The organism is Roseobacter cerasinus, from assembly GCF_009811755.1.
Taxonomy (GTDB): Bacteria; Pseudomonadota; Alphaproteobacteria; order Rhodobacterales; family Rhodobacteraceae; genus Roseobacter; species Roseobacter cerasinus.
This window is the reverse complement of record NZ_BLIV01000003.1, coordinates 194006-215843: the sequence shown is the minus strand read 5'-3', so window position 1 is coordinate 215843 and position 21838 is coordinate 194006. Positions and strand designations below refer to the sequence as shown.

Sequence of the window (21838 nt, the reverse complement as noted above, 5' to 3'; positions counted from 1 at the left end):
ACGTCCTTATCAACAGCAGAACCTAGCGTATATGCAGAACTTTTTCCTATATTGAGGCTCAGACTTGTCGAGAGGCCCGACCCGAATGGACCATTTCCCGATCTTCCTGCGCGTCGAAGGACGCCGCATCGTGCTCTCCGGCGGTGGAGAGGCCGCGCTGGCCAAGCTGCGGCTGCTACTCAAGACCGCCGGACACATCACGGTTTTCGCGCAGGACCCTGCGCCAGAGATCGTCGCCTGGGCGGACGCAGGCAAGCTCGCCCTGATCCGCCGCCACATGACTCCGGGAGATACCCTCTGTGCTGCGCTCTTCTATGCAGCCGATGAGGACGACGCCGAAGACGCGCGCACCTCTGCCATCGCGCGGGCCGACGGTGCTTTGGTCAATGTGGTCGACAATCTTGAAGACAGCCAGTTCATCACCCCCGCCATCGTGGACCGTGATCCCGTCACCATCGCCATCGGGACCGAGGGTGCGGCCCCCGTCCTCGCCCGCGCGATCAAGGCAGAACTCGAAGAGCGCCTGCCTGCGGCCCTCGGCCCCCTAGCCCGCATCGGCAAAGCCTTCCGCAAGGCGGCTGAGGCTCTGCCCTTCGGGCGCGCCCGCCGCGACTTCTGGCGCGACTACTACTTCAACGCGGGCCCCGCCGCGATCACCGGCGGTGAGACGGCAGTGCAAGGCGCGCTGGACGATCTGCTCACGGACCACCTCGCCCGCAAGGCCCGCCCCGGCCATGTGCATTTCGTCGGCGGCGGTCCGGGCGACCCCGACCTGCTGACCATGAAGGCCCGCCGCCTGCTGGATGAGGCCGATGTGGTGATCTACGACCGGTTGATCAGCCAACCGATCCTTGAACTCGCCCGCCGCGAGGCGGTGATGATCGACGTTGGCAAGGAAGCTTATGGCCCGTCGACGCCGCAAGAGACCATCAACGATCTGATCGTGGAGCACGCGCAACAAGGCGCGCAGGTCGTGCGGCTGAAATCCGGCGATGCCACCGTCTTTGGCCGTCTCGACGAAGAAATCGACGCCTTGGACGCACACAACATCGCCTGGAGTATCGTGCCCGGCATCACCGCCGCCTCCGCCGCCGTGGCCGAGATTGGCCAGAGCCTGACCAAACGCGGGCGCAACGCGTCCGTGCGGTTCCTCACCGGCCACGACATGAAAGGCTTTGCCGATCACGACTGGGCCACGCTGGCCCAGCCCGGCCAAGTCGCCGCGATCTACATGGGCAAGAAATCCGCGCGCTTCATCCAGGGCCGCCTGATCATGCATGGCGCCGACCGGCACACGGCTGTCACGGTCATCGAAAACGCTTCCCGCCCCGAACAGCGCATCCTGGAAACCACACTCGACGCGCTGCCGACCGCGCTGGCGGCGGCAGAGATGTCCGGCCCCGCGCTCACCTTCTATGGCCTCGCCCCGCGTGAGGCGGCGCAGGTGCAGGCTGACAACCCCTACTCTCCCCCCATCACAGCACAGGAGGCGCGCTGATGCCCCGCGCATTTACCCCCAAAGTCGTGACTGCAAACGCCCTGCTCGAAGGCGATGTCATCTACCAGACCGCCACGGGCTGGAGCCGCGATCTGGCAGAGGCCGAAGTGCTGACCGATGAGGCCGACGCCGACCTGCGCCTGATCGACGCCGCTCAACAAGTGGACGCGGTGGTCGGCGCCTATCTGGCGGATGTCGACGCCTCCGGCCCGACCCCGAAACCTACCCATTTCCGCGAAGACTTTCGTGCAACAGGCCCCTCCAACTACGCCCACGGCAAGCAAGAGGCACAGGCAAATGTATAACTACACCGACTTCGACACCGCCTTCATCAAAGAGCGCAACGCTCAGTTCCGCGCCCAGGTCGAACGCCGCATCGACGGCTCGCTGACCGAGGATGAATTCAAGCCGCTGCGCCTGATGAATGGCCTCTATTTGCAACTGCACGCCTATATGCTGCGCGTGGCGATCCCCTATGGCACGTTGAATTCCCGCCAGATGCACGTGCTCGCCGATATCGCCGACAAGTGGGACAAGGGCTATGGCCATTTCACCACGCGCCAGAATATCCAGTACAACTGGCCCCAGCTGCGCGACGTGCCGGATATGCTCGACGCCCTGGGAGAGGTGCAGATGCACGCGATCCAGACCTCCGGCAACACCATCCGCAACGTGACCGCCGATCACTTCGCCGGGGCCGCCGCTGATGAGCTGGCCGACCCGCGCCCGGTGGCAGAGCTGATCCGGCAATGGTCCACCGACCACCCGGAATTCCAGTTCCTGCCGCGCAAGTTCAAGGTCGCCGTGACCGGCTCCCCCAACGACCGCGCCGTCACCAAGGCGCATGACATCGGCCTGCGCATGGTCGAGCGCGACGGTGAGATTGGCTTCGAGGTCATCGTGGGCGGGGGCCTGGGCCGCACGCCGATGATCGGCAAAGTGCTGCGTGACTTCCTGCCGCGCGAAGACCTGCTGCCTTATCTTGAAGCCATCGTGAGCGTCTACAACCTACTGGGCCGCCGCGACAACAAATATAAAGCGCGCATCAAGATCACCGTGCATGAGAACGGGCTCGACGATTTCAGAGCCCGCGTGGAAGAGCGCTATGCCCTGATCCGCCCGCAGTTCACCGGCGTCGATCAGCAGCTGCTGGCGGGGATCGAAGAAGACTTCGCGGCACCCGAATTCAAAACGGCGCCCGAAACGGCCTATCACGACGCGCGCCAGAACTACCCGGCGTTCCGTGCCTGGTCCGACACCAACCTCACCGAGCACCGCGCGCCGGGCTATGCCATCGTGACCATCAGCCTCAAAGCCCATGGTGCCACGCCCGGCGATGCGACCTCGGCCCAGATGCGCCTGATGGCGGATCTTGCCAAACGCTACGGCCATGACGAGCTGCGCATCAGCCACGAGCAGAATGTGATCCTGCCCCATGTGCACAAGAGCGATCTGCCCTCGATCTACTCCGCACTCAAGGCCGAAGGTCTCGGCACCGCAAACGTCGGTCTGATCTCAGACATCATCGCCTGCCCCGGCATGGATTACTGCGCGCTGGCAACGGCCCGCTCGATCCCCATTGCGCAAGAGATCGCAACCCGCTTTGACGAGCTGAAGCTGGAGCACGATGTCGGCCCCCTGAAAATCAAAATCTCGGGCTGCATCAACGCTTGCGGGCACCACCACGTAGGTCACATCGGCATCCTCGGCCTCGACCGTGCGGGCGTGGAGAACTACCAGATCACGCTGGGTGGCGATGGCACCGAAGACGCAAGCATCGGCGAGCGCGCGGGCCCCGGTTTCTCGGCAGAAGAGATCATTCCAGCCATCGAACGGCTGGTGCTGGCCTATCTCGACCTGCGCGACGAGCCGGGCGAGACCTTCCTGCAAACCTACCGCCGTCTCGGCTTGGCCCCCTTCAAAGCCGCTCTCTATCCCGAGGCACAGGCCAATGCCGCTTGATCACCCGGCTCCCCAGGTCGACGATCACGCCCTGACCGCTGAGGTGGCCCGGCTCAATGCCGCACTGCGCCACCACAGCGCGACGGATGTGCTCCGCGCCGCCTTCCGCCACGTGCCTGATCTGGCGCTGGTTTCCAGCTTTGGTGCCGAGTCGGTTGCCCTGCTGCACCTAACAGCCATGGTGAACCGTGACGCGGCAGTGATTTTCATCGATACGGAGATGCTCTTCACCGAAACGCTGGTCTACCAGCAGGAGGTGGCAGAGCGTTTGGGCCTGCGTAATTTGACCATCGTGCGCAGCGGCAGCAGCCATCAACACGATCCGGACAGGACCCTGCACCAGCGCGACACAGATGCCTGCTGCGCTTTGCGCAAGGTGCAGCCGCTCCAGAACGCGCTTGCGGGTCGGGGTGGCTGGATCACCGGACGCAAGCGGTTTCAGTCAGGCCGCCGGGCCACGCTTGATTTCTTCGAGGTCGAAGAAGGCACGGCCCGGATCAAGGTCAACCCGTTGGCCTATTGGCAACCGGGCGATGTTGCCGACTACATCGCCGAAAATCGCCTGCCGCGCCATCCTCTGGTGGCCCAGGGCTACCCCTCCATAGGATGTGCACCCTGCACCTCCCCCGTTGCCGCTGGCGAAGACCCCCGCGCGGGCCGCTGGCGCACTTCAGACAAAGACGAATGTGGCATTCACTTCGTAAACGGCAAAATGATCCGCACAGGAGCCCCCTCATGACCACCCTTGTGACCGACAGCGGCTTTGGCCCTGATGACTGGAGCGAACCCTTCATCACACTGGAGGCCGCCAATGACGCCAGCGCGCTCGACGTGCCCTCGGACACTGACCCGGCCCAGATCCCCCTCTGCGACGGGCTGCAGATTATCCGCGTGGATTTCCCCTCCTCTGCCGATGGCCGCGGCTTCACCATCGCCAAGCAGCTGCGGCTGCGCGGGTTCACCGGCCGGTTGCGCGCCAAAGGCCACGTGCTGGCCGACCAATACGCCATGGCGCGGCGCGCGGGCTTTGACGAGGTGGAAATCTCCGACGAGCTGGCCGCCCGACAGCCCGAAGACCAATGGCTCTTCCGTGCGGGCTGGCAACAGCATAACTATCAGGCGCGTCTGCGCGGACCCGCCCCGCACGCGGCTGATTGACGCTTTCTCACAGAACAACCCTTTCTTATCAGGAGGCGCAGGTGTAAGCCTGCGTTGACACGTTTATGACCGAGCAAACCCCCGTGACCGAAGCTTCCGCCGTCAAAGTCCCCACCCTGCCCGATGCGCAGACCGTGACCTCCGTTCAGCACTGGACAGACCGTCTGTTCTCCTTCCGCGTGACGCGCCCCGCCTCGCTGCGGTTCCGCTCGGGCGAATTTGTGATGATCGGGCTGATGGGCGACCCGCACCCCGAGACCGGCAAGCAAAAACCGCTGCTGCGTGCCTATTCCATCGCCTCGCCGTCTTGGGACGAGGAGCTGGAATTCTATTCCATCAAGGTGCAGAACGGCCCGCTGACCTCGAAACTGCAGCACATCCAGCCGGGTGACGAGATCATCCTGCGGCCCAAACCCGTCGGCACGCTGGTGCATGACGCGCTGCTGCCCGGCAAGCGGCTGTGGTTCTTTGCCACCGGCACAGGCTTTGCGCCCTTCGCCTCGCTGCTGCGCGACCCGCAGACCTATGAGGATTACGATCAAGTCATCATCACCCACACCTGCCGCGATGTGGCCGAGCTGGAATACGGTCGCCAGCTGATCGAAAACCTGCGCAAGGACGAAATGATGTTGGAGCTGCTGGGCGAAGAGAACCTCGCCAAGCTCACCTATTACCCGACCACGACCCGGGAGGAGAGCCCGAAGATGGGCCGCATCACCACGCTTTTGAAAGACGGCACCGTTTTTGCCGATCTGGGCATCGAGGGCATTTCAGCGGAGACGGATCGCGCGATGGTCTGCGGCTCCATGGATCTGAACATCGACCTGAAAGAGATCCTCGAAGGGTTTGGCCTCGAAGAAGGCGCCAATTCCGACCCCAAGCATTACGTGGTCGAAAAAGCTTTCGTCGGCTGACCAGCCTGAACAGACCAAAAAAAGGAACGCCCGGAGCCATGCTCCGGGCGCTGCGCGTCTGAGGCTGCTATGCCTTACTGGACACCAAGGGCGTCGCGCAGCTGCTCCAGCGCTGCTTTCAGAACGTCGGGGTTGTTCTGCGCGTCACGAACGGCATTGGTCAGCAACAGCTTCTGCGATGTGCCAAGATCGGAATTTGCGATCATCTCCAACACTTCGGCAAGATCAAAACCGTCCACCGTCAGCGCCTCGGACGCCTTGGCCTCATCCACCGCGATTGCCGCATCTTCTGTGGCAGCTGTGACAGTCTCATCCGCCGCCCTTGTGGCTTCCTCTGCCGCATCGGATCCGCTCTCCGCCGACACGCTATCGGGTGTCTCGGCAGCCTGTTCAGCTGCCTCTGACGCATCAGACACCGCAGCCTCGGACGTTCCTTCGATGGCTTGCGCAGCGCTTTGCTCCTCGGCTTCAAGCGTTGGGGCCGCGGCATCCGTGGCCTCGTCTGCAGCGCCCGTGATCGCACCAATGGCATCATTCGCGGCCTCGGCGGCGGCCGATGCTGCGTCTTCTGCCAGGTTTGCCGCACCCTCCGCAGCCTCTGTCACCGCGTCGGTCACCGTCTCGACAGCCTCACTGGCGGCATCCGCCACCGCGCTGGCAACCTCATTTGCAGTCTCGGCGGCATCGCCGATCGCCTCTTCGGCGGCCTCAAGCGGCTCGGCCTCTTCGATGGTTTCAGCCGACTGCTGGACGATCTGCGACGGGTTTTGCCCGGAATAGAGCATGTAGCCCCCCGCGATGATCACCACAGCCAGCAGGAGCCATATCAGATTTCGCATCACAGTTTTCCTTTTCATGGCGCGCATTGCCCTGACATGGGCGCGCGGTTCTGCGGGATGATGGCAGTTGCCTATCCGATAAGAAACGCTCAAGGGGGAAAAGCGTTCCCATTGGCCCGATTGAGCTTATTTTGCGGCTTGAAGAAGACCGGCGCGACAGTTAACTTGCCACTCCATATTTATCAACAAATCAAGGACCATCACCATCGCTCGCAGACCCCATAACGCGCCGCCGCAACGAGACACCGGACCGCGCGTAAACGAGAAAATCCGAAGCTCCGAAATTCGCCTGATCGGCGCCGATGGCGAAAATGTCGGGGTGGTTTCCCCGGATCGCGCCATGGCCATGGCGGATGACGCCGGCCTCGATCTGGTTGAGATCTCGCCCAATGCCAATCCGCCCGTGTGCAAGATCATGGACTTTGGCAAGTTCAAATATGAACAGCAGAAACGCGAGAGCGAAGCGCGCAAGAAGCAAAAAATCATTGAGATCAAAGAGGTCAAGTTCCGCCCGAACACGGACACCAATGACTATGATGTCAAGATGCGCAACGTGTTCAAGTTTCTCGAAAACGGCGACAAGGTGAAGGTCACGCTGCGGTTCCGAGGGCGCGAAATGGCGCACCAGAACCTCGGTCGTGAGCTGCTGGAGCGTGTGGCCGAAGACACCAAAGACAAGGGCCGTGTCGAGAACTTCCCCAAGATGGAAGGGCGGCAGATGGTCATGCTGATCGGGCCGCTGCCCAAGTGAGCACCTGACACGCGCTTGAGATCAAAACGTCCTCCGGATCGTGAGGGCGTTTTTTTGTTACATATGCCCCGTATGGGAAAGGCAAAGACGCCCGGCAGAAAGGCACTGGCATGGCTTTGGACGATATCGAGAAGTTTTCCGCCCAGCACAATATGGCCCCGCCAGCGCGGCTGGGGCAGCGCTATGACCAGCGCCGCTTCCTGCCGGAGGGCGGCAACACCATCGTATGCCATCTTGACCAGGACGCACCCACCCATGCGGCTGTGCTGGAGGCGCGGGCGCGGCTGATGGCGCTGCCCGGGGCGGATCGGTTTCTCTATACGCCGGTGTCCAGCCTGCATATGACACTTTTCGAAGGCGTGATCGACACGCGACGCACGGCAGACGCCTGGCCAGCAGGTCTTGATCGCGACGCGCCGGTGGACGAGGTAACGGCGGTTGTAAAGGACCGTCTGCAGGGTTTTGCACCGCCACCTGCGTTTTCCGTACGCGCAACCGGCGTGGTGCCGACCGGCCTCCGGCTTGCCGGAGCGACCGCAGAGGACGAGGCGCAGATGCGCGCCTGGCGCGAGGCGCTGACAACGCCCTTTGGCTATCGGCATGAGGATCACGACAGCTATGTGTTTCACATGACCTTCGCCTATCCCATCGGCTGGCTGCCGGAGGAGGTGCTGCCCACGTGGCGGCACGCCTGTGCGGAGATCCTGAACGACCTGACGGCAGCGGCTCCCATACTGCCTCTGAAGCCTGCGGCCTTCTGCACATTCGCAGATATGACCGCCTTTCCGGAGCTGCTTGTGCTGGCCCCCGGTGCCGAGAACCTCTGACGACAGGCGTGACACATCCCTTCACGCGGCAAAATCTCTGATTTCGGGCAGCGCTATGTGCTTCAGGTTTTTCGCATAATACTTTAGAGCGCTGACCTTGAGACGCGATGGCGAATAGGGTCAGCGGGGTTTACGGCCCGCACGGGGCTGCGGCCGGGTTGGGATCTCTTTCAGCAAGCCGCCCACGCCCATCGCGGCGATGTCTTCGCCTGTCACATCGATCCCGCAGAGCACCCGCGCCAGCACCCAATCCGCCCCGTTCAGCGCTGGTGAGCGGGCGCATCCCGGCAGGCCGATCACCGGTCGTGCGCCCAACTGGCCCAGAAACAGCAGGTTGCCGGGATCGACCGGCATGCCGAAGCGCATCACCTGCCCGCCCGCCATGCGCACAGCAGCCGGGGCCACATCATCGACGTCAGAGGTGGCTGAGCCGGTTAGGATCAGGATCAGCCCATCCCCTGCGGCATCCAACGCCTTCGACAAAGTGTCGGCATCATGCGCAATCACAGTCGGCGGCGGCAACATCAGATCAAAGGCCGCCACCCGGTCGGCGATGGCCTTGGCGCCCTTTGTGCCCGCCCCCCCGGGGATCTCGGTGATGATCAGCTCTGCTGCCTGGACCACGGGAGGAGCCAGACGCAGGGCGCGCTGAGCACGGGCGCAGGCCTCGTCCAGCGCGGCGCGCGGCACGGCGTAGGAGATGATCTTGATGGTGGCAACCATGCCGCCTGCGGCCATCTGCTGATAGGGTGCCACGGTGGCCAATGTGATCATTGGATGCACGCGGTTCACCTGCTCCAATGCGGCCACGTCAAGCACGGCAACCCCTGGACCCTCCGCCAACAAATTGACCCGCCCGGTGAAAGCATCCGTAACGCGCAGATGTTGCGCGCCTGGGTCGGGCACCAGGGCTGTGGCCAATGCGCGTGCAGCGTCATCTTCGATCACATCCTCCGCATCGAGACGCGCGACGATAACCTCCGCCAGACCCGCCTGCTCCAGTGCGGCCAGGTCGTCCGCGTCCAGCACACGCCCCTTACGCAAACGCCCCGCCGCGCCCAGCGAGACGGAATGCGCGAGGATCGCGCCCGCCGCCTGCGACACTGCAACCGGGCCAAACTTCACGCGCCGCGCCTCAGCACCCGGGTCATTTCCGCCAGAATCGCCACCGCAATCTCGGACGGGCTGGCAGCCCCCAGATCAAGCCCGACGGGTCCGTGAATGCGGTCCAACTGATCCGCCGTGAATCCCGCCTCCCCCAGACGCGTCAGTCGCGAAGCGTGGGTCCGTTTGGACCCCAACGCGCCGATGTAGAAGGCCTGCGACCGCAGGCCGATGTGCAGCGCCGGGTCATCCAGCTTGGGATCATGTGTGAGCAGCACGAGTGCGGTGCGGCTGTCCACGCCGATGCTCTCCAGCGCCTCGTCGGGCCAGTCGGGCACGATGCGCTCTCCGGGAAAGCGCGCGTCCGACCCGAAAGCCGCGCGCGGGTCGACCAAATAAGGGTCGTACCCGGCAATGCGCGCCATCGGCACCAGCGCCTGCGCGATATGCACGGCACCGACCACCACAAGGCGCAGCGGCGGGTTGTGAATGGCAACAAAGACCTCGCCCTCCGCCTCAAAGCCGGAGCGATCCATGGCAAACCGCTCCGCATAACCGTCGCGCACCAGCTGACGGGTACCGCTGGCGAGGTTGACCTCATAGGCCACCGGGTTGCGACCGGCCCGCGCCTCGACCAGCGCGCGCAAGACCTCAGCGGGCAGCACCGTGCCCACCGGCTCCACCAGAATGCGGATTGTGCCACCACAGGCGAGGCCGACAGCGAAGGCGTCACCATCGCTCACCCCATACTCCAGCAGCCGCTGCTCACCCTTTTCCAACGCCTCCGTCGCCTCCAGCACCACAGCGCCCTCGACGCAGCCGCCTGAGACGGAGCCCTGCATTTCACCATCACCTGCAATCATCAGCTGCGCCCCAACCCGGCGCGGGGCGGAGCCCCAGGTCTCCACCACGGTCGCCAGAACGGCGCCGCGCCCGGCCTCATGCCAGGCCAGTGCCTGTTCGGGGGCGTTTTCGAATGCGTCCATGACACTCCTCCTTTGCGCTGAACTATTCCTGATGGGGCCGGGCTTGTCTGCCTAAAAAGCATCCGCCCGCGCTATTGTCAGGATCGACCATTTGGCATCTTGCCCAAGCGCCACCTGTTCCTTACATCTGGTCCAAGACTGGAAGGACATCTGCCATGCCCATGCAAGCTCAAGAAATCGAAGACCTTCTGCGCCTCAGCTTTCCTGATGCGATCATCGAGGTGCAGGGCAATGATGGCGTTCATATGGCGGCCATGGTGGTGGATGAGAGCTTTCGCGGCAAGAACCGGGTGCAACAGCAACGTGCCGTCTATGCGGCCCTCAAGGGCAAGATGGACGGCTCTGACGGAGAGCTGCACGCGCTGGCGCTGACCACACGGGCGCCGGATTGAGACATGCCGCTCTGGGATCGGATCACATGGCTCTTTCGCCCTGAACCACGCCGCCCGCTGGCGCACCGCCAGCCCGCGCGCGCGCCGGGGCCGCAGGACGACGTGCCGCTGGGCCTCGAAGCGGTTGACCTGTCGCAGATCGACGCCGTCAACCGCAAGAATGCGTCGCTGGAGCGCGTGAACACCTTTCATGCCCCCTTTCGGACGCAAAAATATTCACTTGAGGGCGCGGAGACCGCCGTCACCACGCTCCCGGACGACGAAACCTATGCGGCGCGGTATCACCGGGCCTACAACCGAAAAGAAGGCGAAACGCCATGACTGATACAAATACAGAAATCAAACAGACCATTGATGCCAGCAACGTCGTGCTGTTCATGAAAGGCACCAAGGAGATGCCGCAGTGCGGGTTCTCCAGCCGCGTGGCGGGGGTGCTGAATTACATGGGTGTCGAGTATGCGGATGTGAACGTGCTGGCGAATGAAGCGATCCGCCAGGGCATCAAGGACTTCTCCGACTGGCCCACGATCCCGCAGCTCTACGTGAAAGGCGAGTTTGTGGGCGGCTGTGACATCATCACTGAGATGACGCTATCGGGCGAGCTGGACACGCTCTTTGAAGAAAACGGTGTGAGTTTCGACAAAGACGCTGCTGACAAAATTCGGGAAGCCAACGGCTGAGACCCGGCGCGCAGGCCGAAATTGGTAAGGGGGGTCTGCCCCCTTTTTGCCTTTTCGGGCGGCACAGCTTTTGCGGAAAACGGAACGCGCGTCGATCCGTCGCCGCACATGATCGCTTATGGGTCGCCATTCTCTCGCCTACAAAAATGGATCAGTCCGCAGACACATATGCCACGCGATTGCAGGGACCGCATCGCAGCATGGGTTTGCCAATTGAAGCAACCATCCAAAGCACACCGACGGGCTGCACACCCTTGCAACAAGCCCGAATGAATCGGCAGCACAAGCCCGGGCTTTCTCGCGCGGGCGCTGCGTCTCTTCCGGAAAAGCTCAGGCTTTTGCTTTTTCCTCGACGGACGCTGCCAGAGCCTCTGCCCGGGCCGCAAGCTCAGCCAGTGTATCCGTGACCGACTGCGGCACCACAGGCACCTCGACCCGCTCCGGCTCGGCGCGGCTTTCGCGCAGGTTGGCAAGCTCCGCCTCGCAGGTGGTCAGCTTGGCCTGCACCTCGGCGACCTGATCTTCGACATTGGCGGTCTTGTCAGCCAGCATCAGCCCCGCCATCAGCAGCATCCGGGCCTCAGGCATGCGGCCAACCTGATCGGCCAGCACCTGCGCCTCGTCATCCAGCATCTTGGCTGCGGTCTGCAGATAGTGCTCTTCACCCTGCTGGCAGGCCACCTGGAACTGCCGCCCGCCGATGTTGATGGTCACTTCGGGCATATCACTGCGCCTCCTCTTGCTCGGCAGGTGCGCCCTGCAACAGGGGCGTCAGCTTGGCGATGATCTCATCGACCTCCGAGGCCTCGGCGGCACGCGCGGCGCGCAGCCCGTCCAGCTCGGCCATCATCGCCTGGTTGATCAGATGCGGCTCGCCGACGCCTTCAGCATTCGCCGTGCGCAGCGCCTCGCAGGCTTCGGTCAGCTGTGCATTGGCGCGGCGCAGCCGCTGCAGCTCCAGATCGAAAGCCTTGAGCCGCTCATCAGCAGCCGCTGCCTTGGCTTCCATCCCAGCCAGCGCCTGTTCCTGCCGCTCTCCCAGAGCGCGCACACGTTCATTTAACTGCGCATTGGCCGTCTTTTCATCTTCGAGAGCCTGTTTCAGCGCGTCGACCTCCGCGCCGCCGCCGCTGTCGAGACCATCCACGCCGCGCGCCACCCGGTCCATCGCGGCCATGATCCGGCTGTGCAGGTCTTCTATCTCACTCATGCCCACCTCTTTGTCTCTCTGCGGTCCGGTCTTCTGCCCGAATCGCCCCGATTTACCCCAAGGTTAAACGCATTCACCTGGCGCAACAAATAGCTCTGCTTTGGGATCAAGCGCTTGGCAGGCGCTCTTGAGCCGCACCGGCCAGACAAAGGCGCGGGGCGGCTCTTGAACTTTACGGGCTGGCTGATATGCAGCCTTCAAAGGCCGTAGAACCGGCCCAACAGCGCCCCTGCAGGCGCACGCCTGACGGACAAAGGATACCTTCTTCGTGGATCTCAAAGCTCTCGCTGCTGCCAACCCCGATCACTGGGCCAAAGCCACCGCCATCCGGGCCCTGACGCTTGATGCGGTTGCGGCGGCGAACTCCGGCCACTCCGGCATGCCGATGGGCATGGCAGATGTGGCCACCGTGCTGTTCGAAAAGCACCTGCGGTTCGACCCGACCCAGCCAAAGTGGCCCGACCGCGACCGGTTCATCCTTTCGGCGGGCCATGGCTCCATGCTGCTCTATTCCCTGCTCTATCTCACGGGCTACGAGGACATGACGCTGGAGGAGATCAAGAACTTCCGCCAGTGGGGGTCGCGCACAGCCGGGCACCCGGAATACGGCCATGCCTCGGGCATCGAGACGACAACCGGCCCTCTGGGTCAGGGGATCGCCAATTCGGTCGGCTTCGCCATGGCCGAGGAGATCCAGCGCGCGACCTACGGCAAGAAGGTCGTCGATCACTATACCTATGTCATCGCTGGTGACGGCTGCCTGATGGAAGGTGTGAGCCAGGAGGCGATCACGCTGGCCGGGCGGCACCAGCTGTCAAAGCTGATCGTGCTTTGGGACAACAACAACATCACCATCGACGGGCCGGTCACTCTGGCCGACCGCACCGATCAGGTGCAGCGCTTCAAATCCGCCGGTTGGGCGGTGCTGGAGATCGACGGGCACGACCCCGAGGCCATTGACGCGGCCCTGACGCAGGCCAAGAAGGGCAACAAGCCCACCATGGTGGCCTGCAAAACGCACATCGCCCTGGGCCACGCGGCGCAGGACACCTCCAAAGGCCACGGCGCGCTGACAGATGCGGATCAACTGCGTGCTGCCAAAGAGGGCTATGGCTGGAAAACCGGCCCCTTCGAGGTGCCTGCCGAGGTGAAATCCGCCTGGGGGGCCATCGGCGCGCGTGGTGCCGAGACCCGTCGCGCCTGGGAAGAACGCTTCGACACCCTGCCCCGCGGCAAGCGCGAGACCTTCAACCGCGCCTACGCGCTGGAGGTGCCGAAAAAGCTCAGCGCCGTGATCAAGGCGTTCAAGAAACAGACCTCCGAGGCGGCGCCAAAGCTCGCCACCCGCGCAAGCTCCGAGAAGGTGTTGGAGGTGATCAACCCGGTGATGCCGGAAACCGTGGGCGGCTCCGCCGACCTCACCGGCTCCAACAACACCAAGACGGCGGATCTGGGCGTCTTTGACGTCGACAGCCGTGCCGGGCGCTATGTCTACTGGGGCATCCGCGAGCACGGTATGGCGGCGGCGATGAATGGCATGGCGCTGCATGGCGGCATGCGCCCCTATGGCGGCACCTTCATGTGCTTCACCGACTACGCGCGCCCGGCGATGCGCCTCGCCGCCTTGATGAAGATCCCCACGGTCTTTGTCATGACCCACGACAGCATCGGCCTCGGCGAAGACGGCCCCACCCACCAGCCGGTCGAGCATCTGGCCATCAGCCGGGCGACGCCAAACACCCATGTGTTCCGCCCCGCAGACACCATCGAGACGGCGGAGGCCTGGGAACTGGCGCTGACGTCCAAAGAGACACCGTCGGTTCTGTCGCTCACCCGCCAAGGCCTCAGCACGCTGCGCACGGAGCATAAGACCAAGAACCTCACGGCCCAGGGCGCTTATGTGCTCGCGGACGCGGAGGGCAAACGCCAGGCGATCCTGATGGCCACCGGCTCCGAGGTCGAGATTGCCATGGCCGCGCGCGACCTGCTGCAGGCCGAGGGCATCGGCACACGCGTTGTCTCCATGCCCTGCTGGGAGCTCTTTGAAGAGCAGGACGAGGCCTATCGCAAACGCGTCCTTCCCGGCGGCCCGGTGCGGGTCGCCGTCGAAGCGGGCATCCGCTTCGGCTGGGACCGGTGGCTCTTTGGCGAGCGCGGCAAGCGCGAGAAATCCGGCTTCGTCGGCATGCATGACTTTGGCGCCTCGGCGCCTGCGGCCAAGCTCTACGAAGAATTCGGCATCACAGCTGAGGCCGTCGCGGCAAAAGCCAAATCGCTGATCAAATAGGCCACCTCACAGCAGGCAGGTAGGGTGGGCTTTCAGGCCACCCTCTTAATACGGGACCCGCTCCTTGCCGGTCACTGCGGCGACGAGCGGGGCCAAGACCCGGGTGACAACAGGGATCAACAGCATCCCCAGCACCAGACCAAAGATCCCATCGAAAATCGCCGTCACCGCCCATTCTCCAAACCCCGAGTTTGGCGAGACCGCCACGGCGATGTGGTGGATCTCATCGTAGAGCCAGGGCAGACCCAAGACATCCAGCCCGTGGATGATGATCGACCCGCCAACCCAGAGCATCGCGGTCGTGCCCACGATGGTCAGCAGCGTCAAGAGCTTCGGCATCCCCTTGACCAACCCGCGCCCCAGCGCCCTGCCCGGCGCGCTCACCCCGTTGGCCGCCATCCAGACGCCCACATCATCCATCTTCACGATCAGCGCCACGGCCCCATAGACAAAGACCGTAACCGCCACCCCTGCAAAGGCCAGCGTTGCCGCCTCGAACCAAAAGCTGTCCGCCTCGATGTTCGACAGGATGATCGTCATGATCTCTGCTGAGAGAATAAAGTCGGTCTTGATCGCGCCCTTCACCCGCGTCTCTTCCAGATGCAGCGGGTCCCCGACGGACATGTCCTTCTCCACATGCGCGTCCCCATGCGGATAGAGCCAGTGAAAGACCTTCTCAGCCCCTTCGAAACACAAATACGCCCCACCCAACATCAGCAAGGGCGTGATCACCCAGGGCGCAAAGGCATTGAGCAGCAACAGTGCGGGCATCAGCACAATCAGCTTGTTGAAGAGCGAACCCTTGGTGATCTTCCAGATGATCGGCAACTCGCGGTCGGGTTTGAAGCCCGTTACATACTTCGGCGTGACCGCCGCATCGTCAATGACCACGCCAGCCACCTTGGAGCCCGCCTTGGCCGCCTGCCCCACCACATCGTCAACCGAGGCCGCCGCGACCTTCGCAATGGCGGCCACATCATCCAGCAAAGCCAGTAAGCCGCTCATCTCGATCTCCCCTCAAAAGTCGCAGACCAACGCAGAGGTAAAGCGATGGTTCCGCTTTGGCAATCCGCTCATGATTGCGCTCACATGACAGTTTCGCAACAGAGCGTGACCCAGGTTTATCGCTAACACGCGGAAAACACGTCATTTTAACCATGACGCAGCGCAGCATTTCGGGTTATAGAGCGCTCAAATGTTGGGTTTGGAGAGTGAGCATGACCATCAAAGTCGGTATTAACGGGTTCGGACGCATCGGGCGCTGCACATTGGCGCATATCGCAACTTCGGGGCGCAATGACATCGACGTGGTCGCGATCAACGCGACGGGCCCGCTGGAAACCTCCGCCCACCTCATCAAATACGACTCGGTGCATGGCCGCTTCCCCGGCAATGTGGTGGTGGGCGCCAATTCGCTTGATCTGGGCCGCGGCCCCATTCGCATGATGTCGACCTACGACATGAACGAGCTCGACTGGACCGGCGTCGACGTGGTGCTGGAATGCACCGGCAAGTTCAACGACGGCGACAAGACCAAGACCCACATCGCGCGCGGCGCCAAGCGGGTGCTGATCTCGGCCCCCGCCAAGCGCGTCGACCGTACCATCGTCTACGGTGTGAACCACCGCGATCTGCTGCCAAGCGACGCGGTTGTCTCCAACGGCTCCTGCACCACCAACTGCCTGGCCCCGCTCGCCAAGGCGCTGGATGAGGCCATCGGCATCGAACGCGGCATCATGACCACAATCCATTCCTACACCGGCGACCAGCCGACGCTGGACCGTCGCCACGATGACCTCTACCGCGCCCGCGCCGCCGCCATGGCCATCATCCCGACCTCCACAGGTGCTGCCAAAGCCCTTGGCGAGGTGCTGCCCAACCTGGCTGGCAAACTTGACGGCACCGCCCTGCGCGTGCCCACACCGAATGTCTCCGCAGTCGATCTGACCTTCGAGGCCAAGCGCGACGTGACCGTGGACGAGGTGAACGCCGCCCTCGAAGAGGCCTCCAAAGGCCCGATGTCCCGCGTGCTGGCCTATGACACCGAGCCCAAGGTCTCCATCGACTTCAACCACACCGAACACAGCTGCATCGTGGCCCCCGAACAGACCAAAGTGGTCGGCGGGCGCTCCGTGCGGGTGCTGGCGTGGTATGACAACGAATGGGGCTTCTCCGCGCGCATGGCCGATGTCGCCGTGAGCCTCGGTCACCTGGGCTAACCTGCACCCCCGCTTGCGGGGCCTGACACCTCCTGTCATACCATGCCGCAAGGGGCTTCGGCCTCAGGGTTCGGGTCGCGCAGGGAAGGCTGTCATGACAAACCGCATCGCGCTTGTCCTGGGCGTGTTCATCATCGGATTTGTGATGGTGGACATGCTGCTGTTCGGGACAGAGCATGTGGTGTTTCTGGGCAAGAAGCTCGCCGATCTGATAGACTGGCTGGCCTTCTGGCGATGAGCTGCGCACGAAGTTCGAAAGGCGTCACATGACACTCAGACTTGGGATAAACGGGTTTGGCCGCATCGGGCGCACCGTGCTGCGCGTGCTGATGGAAAGCGGGCGCGATGACATGCAGGTGGTGGCCATCAACGACCCCGCATCAGCGGAGACGCTGGCACATCTCTTTGAGTTCGACTCAGTGCACGGTCCCTATCGCGGGCCGCTGAGCTATACCGACGCCGGGCTGGACCTCGGCTATGGTGCCATTCACATGACCTCCGTGCCGGACCCGGAGATGATCACCTGGCCGGATCTGGATATCGTTCTGGAATGCAGCGGGCGGTTCACCGACCCCGTGCGCGCCCGCACGCACCTGCGGCGGGGCGCGCGCCGCGTGCTGCTTTCAGCGCCCGCCAAAGGCGGGGCCAAAACCATCATCCGCGGTGTGAACGATGATCTGATCCTGGGTGACGATCGCCTGATCTCAAACGGCTCCTGCACCACCAATTGCCTGGTGCCCATCGTGAAGGTTCTGCACGACGCCTTCACAATCAAACGCGGCATGATGACAACCGTGCATTGCTACACCAGCAATCAAAGCCTGCATGATGCGCCGCATGCCGATCTCTACCGCGCGCGGGCAGCGGCGCAATCGATGATCCCTACGACAACCGGGGCCGCGCAGACCCTGGGCGAAGTGCTGCCCGAGATGGTTGGGCGCATCACCGGCCAGGCGATCCGCGTGCCAGTGCTGAACGTCTCCTGCATTGACCTCTCGGTTGAGGTGGCCACGGCAACGGATGTGGATGCCGTCAACGCCGCCTTCCGCGCCGCCGCTCGCGGCCCGCTTGCCGGGATCCTCGCCACCACAGACCGGAAACTGGTGTCCTCCGACCTCAAGCAGACCGCCGCCAGCGCCACCTTCGCCGAAGACCAGACTCGCGTGCAGGATGGCACCTGGGTGCGCGTTCTGGCCTGGTATGACAACGAATGGGGGTTTTCGAACCGCCTTCTGGAGGTCACGGAGCGGATGGGCAAGCTGCTCTAGAGCCAACGGCGCGGCTGGGTGGCCTGACGAGCCTCGTCAGGCAGCGTCCGCGCCCCCTCGCATGGGGGCAAGGACGCTTCCTGCCCATCGTATTGCGCTAGGACTTTCCCAGCCGCGACAACAGCGCATCCCGCACCGGCGGCGTTACAAACTTGCTGATATCGCCGTCCAGACGCGCGATCTCTTTCACCAGCTTGCTGGCAATCGCCTGATGCTGCGCCTCGGCCATCAGGAACACCGTCTCGATCGTATCATCGAGCTGCCGGTTCATGCCAACCATCTGATATTCATACTCAAAGTCCGCCACAGCGCGCAGACCGCGCACAATGATCTGCGCGCCCACATCTCGCGCGCAATCAATCAGCAGGTTCTCGAACGGGTGCACTACGATCTCGACACCCGTCTGCTCGGCAAGGCCCGAACACTCCGCCTCAATCAGCGCCACTCGGTCTTCCAGATCAAACAACGGCCCCTTGTCGCGATTGATCGCCACGCCCACGACCAGCCGGTCCAACAGGACGGAGGCGCGCCGGATGATATCGATATGGCCCAGGGTGATCGGGTCAAAGGTTCCGGGATAGAGTCCAACGCGCATCTGGGCTCTCCTGTCGTGAGTACTGCGGGCACACGATCATTTCAGCCCGGCAAATGCAAGAGGGTAACGCGCGCGCGTTCAATGCCCCATGATCATGCCTTCCAGCGCGTTTTTCTCCATCGACAGTTCCATGAGCTTGGCCTTCACCACATCCCCCAGCGAGACCACACCGATCAGCTTGCCGCCCTCCAGCACCGGCATATGACGAAACCGCCCGTCCGTCATCTTTTGCAGCACCGCGTCAGCGGCATCATTGCTGGTGCAAGTGATGAGCTTGGTGGTCATCAGATCCTCGACGGGGCGCGACAGGCACCCCGCCCCGCGCGCCCCGATTTCGCGCACAATGTCCCGTTCCGAAAGAATGCCGTCCGCGCTGTTGCCATCCCGCGAGACAACCACCGTCCCGATGCGTTTCTCCGACAGCATCTTGGCCGCTTCGGCCACCAAGGTCGCCGGGGACACCGTGACAATGTCATGTAAAGCCTTGGTTTTCAAAATCTGGGACACCAACATGCCGCACCTCCTCTTGACGCGTTGAAGACCTCTCCAGCGTCACCGCAAACCCGCATCAAGTCAAGCCAGCGCTTCGAGTCTTACAACCTCTGCGCGCAAACCTGCGGTCAGCGCCTGCGCCAAGTGGCTCAACCTGGGGTTACGCTGATCATCTGCGTGCCGGATCAGGTAGAATGCGCGCGTGAGGCTGATCTGATCGGTCAGAATGCGCAGCACACCCGGCACGGCGGGCAGTGAAAAGTCATGTGCGATGCCGACGCCCCCGCCCTGCCGGATCCAGTTGATCTGAACGGAGACGGAATTCGACGCCAGCGGCACGCGGTTGACCCCAAGATCGCTGAGATAGTCCAGCTCCTGATCAAAGATCATGTCGGGGATGTAGCCCACCACCCGATGCTGTCGCAGATCCTGCACCCGCGCGATGTGCTCACGCGCCGCCAGATAGGCGTCGGAGGCGGCGAGGTGCAGGCGGTAGTCAGTGATCTTCTGTACCACCAGCCGCCCGGCGGTGGGGGCGCTCACAGCAATCGCCATATCCGCCTCGCGCCGCGACAGGTTGAACACGCGCGGCAGCGCCACGATCTGCAAATCCAGATCGGGGTTCTGGTCGGAAATCGCGGCGCAGACCTGCGGCAAGAGGTAGTTGGCACAGCCGTCCGGTGCCCCGATGCGGACCTGCCCGCTTAACCCGTCCGAAGCCACGGGCTGGTCCGCCACCGCCGCCCGCATCGCCCGCTCCGCCTTCTCCGCCCGCACCAGCAAGGACTGCCCCGCATCGGTCAGCGCATAGCCCTGCGGTGATTTCGCAAAAAGCGTGAGCTGCAATGCTGTTTCCAACCGCTGCATCCGCCGCCCCAGCGTCGCCGGGTCCAGCCGCAGCAGCTTGCCCGCCCCCGACAAGGAGTGCTCCCGCGCCACGGCGAGAAACAGGCGCAGGTCGTCCCAATTGGCCTCCATCGCGCATCCCTCTCCGCAAGCCACCCGGCCATTTTGCAGAAATGCAAAATGCTTTTGCCACCTTCCCTCTTTTACCCCGCTTTTTGCAAGCCTATGCTCTCTGCAAATCCCCCCAACCGGGGCCACCCCTGCGGAGAACAGCCATGCAAGAACTCACCCACTACCTCAACGGCGCGCATGTGAAGGGCACGTCGGGCCGCTTTGCCGACGTGATGAACCCGGCCACCGGCGAGGTGCAGGCGAAATGCCCGCTCGCCTCCAAGGCGGAAGTGGAGCAGGCCGTGGCCTATGCCGCCGCCGCTCAACCCGGCTGGGCTGCCGTGAACCCGCAGCGCCGCGCGCGGGTGCTGATGAAATTCGTGGACCTTCTGAACCGCGACATGAACAAGCTGGCCGAAGCGCTGAGCCGCGAGCATGGCAAGACCTTGCCGGATGCCGCCGGTGACGTGCAGCGCGGGCTTGAGGTGGTGGAATACTGCATCGGCGCGCCGCAGCTTCTGAAAGGCGAATACACCGACAGCGCAGGCCCAGGCATCGACATGTATTCCATGCGCCAAGCCTTGGGTGTGACCGCCGGGATTACGCCCTTCAACTTCCCCGCTATGATCCCCATGTGGATGTTCGCGCCCGCCATCGCCTGTGGCAATGCATTCATCCTGAAACCGTCCGAACGCGACCCCTCCGTGCCCTTGATGCTGGCCGAACTAATGGAGGAAGCGGGCCTGCCCAAGGGCATCCTGCAGGTGGTGAACGGCGACAAGGAAGCCGTCGATGCGATCCTCTATGACCAGACAATCCAATCCATCGGTTTTGTCGGCTCTACCCCGATTGCGGAATACATCTATGGCACCGGCTGCGCGCAAGGCAAACGCGTGCAGTGCTTCGGCGGCGCGAAGAACCACATGATCGTCATGCCCGATGCGGATATGGACCAGGCGGCAGATGCACTGGTAGGCGCGGGCTATGGCGCGGCAGGTGAGCGTTGCATGGCCATCTCCGTCGCCGTGCCGGTGGGCGACGAGACCGCAGACCGTCTGATCGACGCGCTGGTGCCGCGCATCGAAAAGCTGAAAGTCGGCCCCTACACGGCGGGCACAGACGTGGACTATGGCCCCGTTGTGACCGCAGCCGCCAAGGCCAACATCGAACGCCTCGTACAGTCAGGCATCGACCAGGGGGCCAAGCTGGTGGTTGATGGGCGCGATTTCAGCCTGCAGGGCTATGAAGACGGGTTCTTCGTCGGCCCGCACCTCTTCGACAACGTGACCAAGGACATGGACATCTACACGACCGAGATCTTCGGGCCGGTGCTCTCCACCGTGCGCGCGCAGAGCTATGCGGAAGCGCTGAGACTCGCCATGGACCACGAATACGGCAATGGCACCGCGATCTTCACCCGCGACGGGGACGCCGCGCGCGACTTTGCCAACCGCGTGAATGTGGGCATGGTGGGCATCAACGTGCCGATCCCGGTGCCGCTGGCCTATCACACTTTCGGGGGCTGGAAGAAGTCCGTCTTTGGCGATCTCAACCAACACGGGCCGGACGCCTTCAAGTTCTACACCCGCACCAAAACCGTCACCTCCCGCTGGCCCTCGGGCATCAAGGAAGGCGGCGAATTCTCCATCCCGGTGATGGAGTAAGAGCAAACCGGGCAGCCTCGCGGGGCTGCCCTTTG

Annotated in this window: 25 protein-coding genes; 16 read left to right on the top strand and 9 right to left on the bottom strand. The window is 63.3% G+C overall.

Annotated elements, in window-relative coordinates; genetic code table 11:
* Window positions 1-85 precede the first annotated feature (85 nt).
* The 6 genes from cysG to So717_RS08555 all read left to right on the top strand — a co-directional run bounded on the left by cysG (window position 86) and on the right by So717_RS08555 (window position 5532).
* Window positions 86-1498 (top strand): siroheme synthase CysG, encoded by a 1413-nt coding sequence (gene cysG / locus So717_RS08580; protein WP_159976074.1) that lies wholly within the window; start codon window positions 86-88, stop codon window positions 1496-1498.
* A complete protein-coding gene (locus So717_RS08575) occupies window positions 1498-1803 on the top strand; it encodes a DUF2849 domain-containing protein (RefSeq protein WP_159976071.1) in 306 nt (101 codons plus the stop codon). The genes cysG and So717_RS08575 overlap by 1 nt, the downstream gene beginning before the upstream one ends.
* Window positions 1796-3460: a nitrite/sulfite reductase gene (locus tag So717_RS08570; RefSeq protein ID WP_159976068.1), complete on the top strand. Its 1665-nt coding sequence runs from the start codon at window positions 1796-1798 to the stop codon at window positions 3458-3460. The genes So717_RS08575 and So717_RS08570 overlap by 8 nt, the downstream gene beginning before the upstream one ends.
* Complete coding sequence (locus So717_RS08565; protein WP_159976065.1) at window positions 3450-4199, top strand: phosphoadenylyl-sulfate reductase; 750 nt, start codon at window positions 3450-3452, stop codon at window positions 4197-4199. Before So717_RS08570 ends, So717_RS08565 begins: the two co-directional genes overlap by 11 nt.
* Complete coding sequence (locus So717_RS08560) at window positions 4196-4618, top strand: DUF934 domain-containing protein (protein ID WP_159976062.1); 423 nt, start codon at window positions 4196-4198, stop codon at window positions 4616-4618. The genes So717_RS08565 and So717_RS08560 overlap by 4 nt, the downstream gene beginning before the upstream one ends.
* A 65-nt stretch (window positions 4619-4683) precedes the next feature.
* Window positions 4684-5532 carry a ferredoxin--NADP reductase gene (locus So717_RS08555; protein ID WP_159976059.1) on the top strand — a complete coding sequence of 283 codons (849 nt, stop codon included), beginning with the start codon at window positions 4684-4686 and terminating at the stop codon, window positions 5530-5532.
* A 74-nt stretch (window positions 5533-5606) separates the two neighbouring features.
* On the opposite strand, the gene So717_RS08550 is transcribed toward So717_RS08555, so the two are convergent.
* Window positions 5607-6371: a translation initiation factor 3 gene (locus tag So717_RS08550; protein WP_159976056.1), complete on the bottom strand. Its 765-nt coding sequence runs from the start codon at window positions 6369-6371 to the stop codon at window positions 5607-5609.
* A 175-nt stretch (window positions 6372-6546) separates the two neighbouring features.
* On the opposite strand from So717_RS08550, the gene infC reads away from it, so the two are divergent.
* Complete coding sequence (infC, locus tag So717_RS08545; protein ID WP_438810653.1) at window positions 6547-7122, top strand: translation initiation factor IF-3; 576 nt, start codon at window positions 6547-6549, stop codon at window positions 7120-7122.
* Between the two features lie 110 nt (window positions 7123-7232).
* A complete protein-coding gene (locus So717_RS08540; protein ID WP_159976053.1) occupies window positions 7233-7949 on the top strand; it encodes a DUF1868 domain-containing protein in 717 nt (238 codons plus the stop codon).
* A 120-nt stretch (window positions 7950-8069) separates the two neighbouring features.
* On the opposite strand, the gene So717_RS08535 is transcribed toward So717_RS08540, so the two are convergent.
* A complete protein-coding gene (locus tag So717_RS08535) occupies window positions 8070-9074 on the bottom strand; it encodes a molybdopterin-binding protein (RefSeq protein ID WP_159976050.1) in 1005 nt (334 codons plus the stop codon).
* The gene (locus So717_RS08530; RefSeq protein WP_159976047.1) at window positions 9071-10039 is read right to left on the bottom strand and encodes an XdhC family protein; all 969 of its coding nucleotides are present in this window, start codon (window positions 10037-10039) and stop codon (window positions 9071-9073) included. Before So717_RS08530 ends, So717_RS08535 begins: the two co-directional genes overlap by 4 nt.
* 155 nt (window positions 10040-10194) lie before the next feature.
* Here So717_RS08530 and So717_RS08525 point away from each other — a divergent pair, with 155 nt between their 5' ends.
* From So717_RS08525 to grxD, 3 genes are read left to right on the top strand one after another with little or no spacing between them, the layout of a single operon-like run.
* On the top strand, window positions 10195-10431 hold the full coding sequence (locus tag So717_RS08525; protein ID WP_159976044.1) for a BolA/IbaG family iron-sulfur metabolism protein: 237 nt from the start codon (window positions 10195-10197) through the stop codon (window positions 10429-10431).
* A 3-nt stretch (window positions 10432-10434) separates the two neighbouring features.
* Window positions 10435-10752 (top strand): hypothetical protein, encoded by a 318-nt coding sequence (locus So717_RS08520; protein ID WP_159976041.1) that lies wholly within the window; start codon window positions 10435-10437, stop codon window positions 10750-10752.
* The gene (grxD, locus tag So717_RS08515; protein ID WP_159976038.1) at window positions 10749-11111 is read left to right on the top strand and encodes a Grx4 family monothiol glutaredoxin; all 363 of its coding nucleotides are present in this window, start codon (window positions 10749-10751) and stop codon (window positions 11109-11111) included. The genes So717_RS08520 and grxD overlap by 4 nt, the downstream gene beginning before the upstream one ends.
* Before the next feature lie 330 nt (window positions 11112-11441).
* Here grxD and So717_RS08510 read toward each other — a convergent pair whose 3' ends face one another.
* Together So717_RS08510 and So717_RS08505 are read right to left on the bottom strand one after the other, a co-directional pair.
* Window positions 11442-11834: a cell division protein ZapA gene (locus tag So717_RS08510; protein WP_159976035.1), complete on the bottom strand. Its 393-nt coding sequence runs from the start codon at window positions 11832-11834 to the stop codon at window positions 11442-11444.
* 1 nt (window position 11835) lies between these two features.
* Window positions 11836-12321, bottom strand: coding sequence for a hypothetical protein (locus tag So717_RS08505; RefSeq protein ID WP_159976033.1), 486 nt, complete (start codon window positions 12319-12321; stop codon window positions 11836-11838).
* A gap of 268 nt (window positions 12322-12589) precedes the next feature.
* On the opposite strand from So717_RS08505, the gene tkt reads away from it, so the two are divergent.
* Complete coding sequence (gene tkt / locus So717_RS08500) at window positions 12590-14608, top strand: transketolase (protein WP_159976030.1); 2019 nt, start codon at window positions 12590-12592, stop codon at window positions 14606-14608.
* A gap of 45 nt (window positions 14609-14653) precedes the next feature.
* On the opposite strand, the gene So717_RS08495 is transcribed toward tkt, so the two are convergent.
* A complete protein-coding gene (locus So717_RS08495) occupies window positions 14654-15613 on the bottom strand; it encodes a DUF808 domain-containing protein (RefSeq protein WP_159976028.1) in 960 nt (319 codons plus the stop codon).
* A 212-nt stretch (window positions 15614-15825) separates the two neighbouring features.
* Here So717_RS08495 and gap (So717_RS08490) point away from each other — a divergent pair, with 212 nt between their 5' ends.
* From gap (So717_RS08490) to gap (So717_RS08485), 3 genes are all read left to right on the top strand, one after another.
* Window positions 15826-16827 carry a type I glyceraldehyde-3-phosphate dehydrogenase gene (gene gap, locus So717_RS08490; protein ID WP_159976025.1) on the top strand — a complete coding sequence of 334 codons (1002 nt, stop codon included), beginning with the start codon at window positions 15826-15828 and terminating at the stop codon, window positions 16825-16827.
* A 94-nt stretch (window positions 16828-16921) separates the two neighbouring features.
* Complete coding sequence (locus So717_RS22040; RefSeq protein ID WP_174239015.1) at window positions 16922-17065, top strand: hypothetical protein; 144 nt, start codon at window positions 16922-16924, stop codon at window positions 17063-17065.
* 28 nt (window positions 17066-17093) lie between these two features.
* Window positions 17094-18095, top strand: a complete 1002-nt coding sequence (gene gap / locus So717_RS08485; protein ID WP_159976023.1) for a type I glyceraldehyde-3-phosphate dehydrogenase — start codon at window positions 17094-17096, stop codon at window positions 18093-18095.
* Between the two features lie 97 nt (window positions 18096-18192).
* On the opposite strand, the gene coaD is transcribed toward gap (So717_RS08485), so the two are convergent.
* The 3 genes from coaD to So717_RS08470 form a co-directional block, all read right to left on the bottom strand.
* Entirely contained in the window at window positions 18193-18690 is a 498-nt protein-coding gene (coaD, locus tag So717_RS08480; protein WP_159976020.1) for a pantetheine-phosphate adenylyltransferase, read from the bottom strand.
* A gap of 78 nt (window positions 18691-18768) precedes the next feature.
* Window positions 18769-19203 carry a CBS domain-containing protein gene (locus So717_RS08475; RefSeq protein ID WP_159976018.1) on the bottom strand — a complete coding sequence of 145 codons (435 nt, stop codon included), beginning with the start codon at window positions 19201-19203 and terminating at the stop codon, window positions 18769-18771.
* 60 nt (window positions 19204-19263) lie between these two features.
* Window positions 19264-20160: a LysR family transcriptional regulator gene (locus So717_RS08470; protein ID WP_159977099.1), complete on the bottom strand. Its 897-nt coding sequence runs from the start codon at window positions 20158-20160 to the stop codon at window positions 19264-19266.
* 143 nt (window positions 20161-20303) lie between these two features.
* On the opposite strand from So717_RS08470, the gene So717_RS08465 reads away from it, so the two are divergent.
* Window positions 20304-21803 (top strand): CoA-acylating methylmalonate-semialdehyde dehydrogenase, encoded by a 1500-nt coding sequence (locus So717_RS08465; RefSeq protein ID WP_159976016.1) that lies wholly within the window; start codon window positions 20304-20306, stop codon window positions 21801-21803.
* Window positions 21804-21838: the final 35 nt, after the last annotated feature.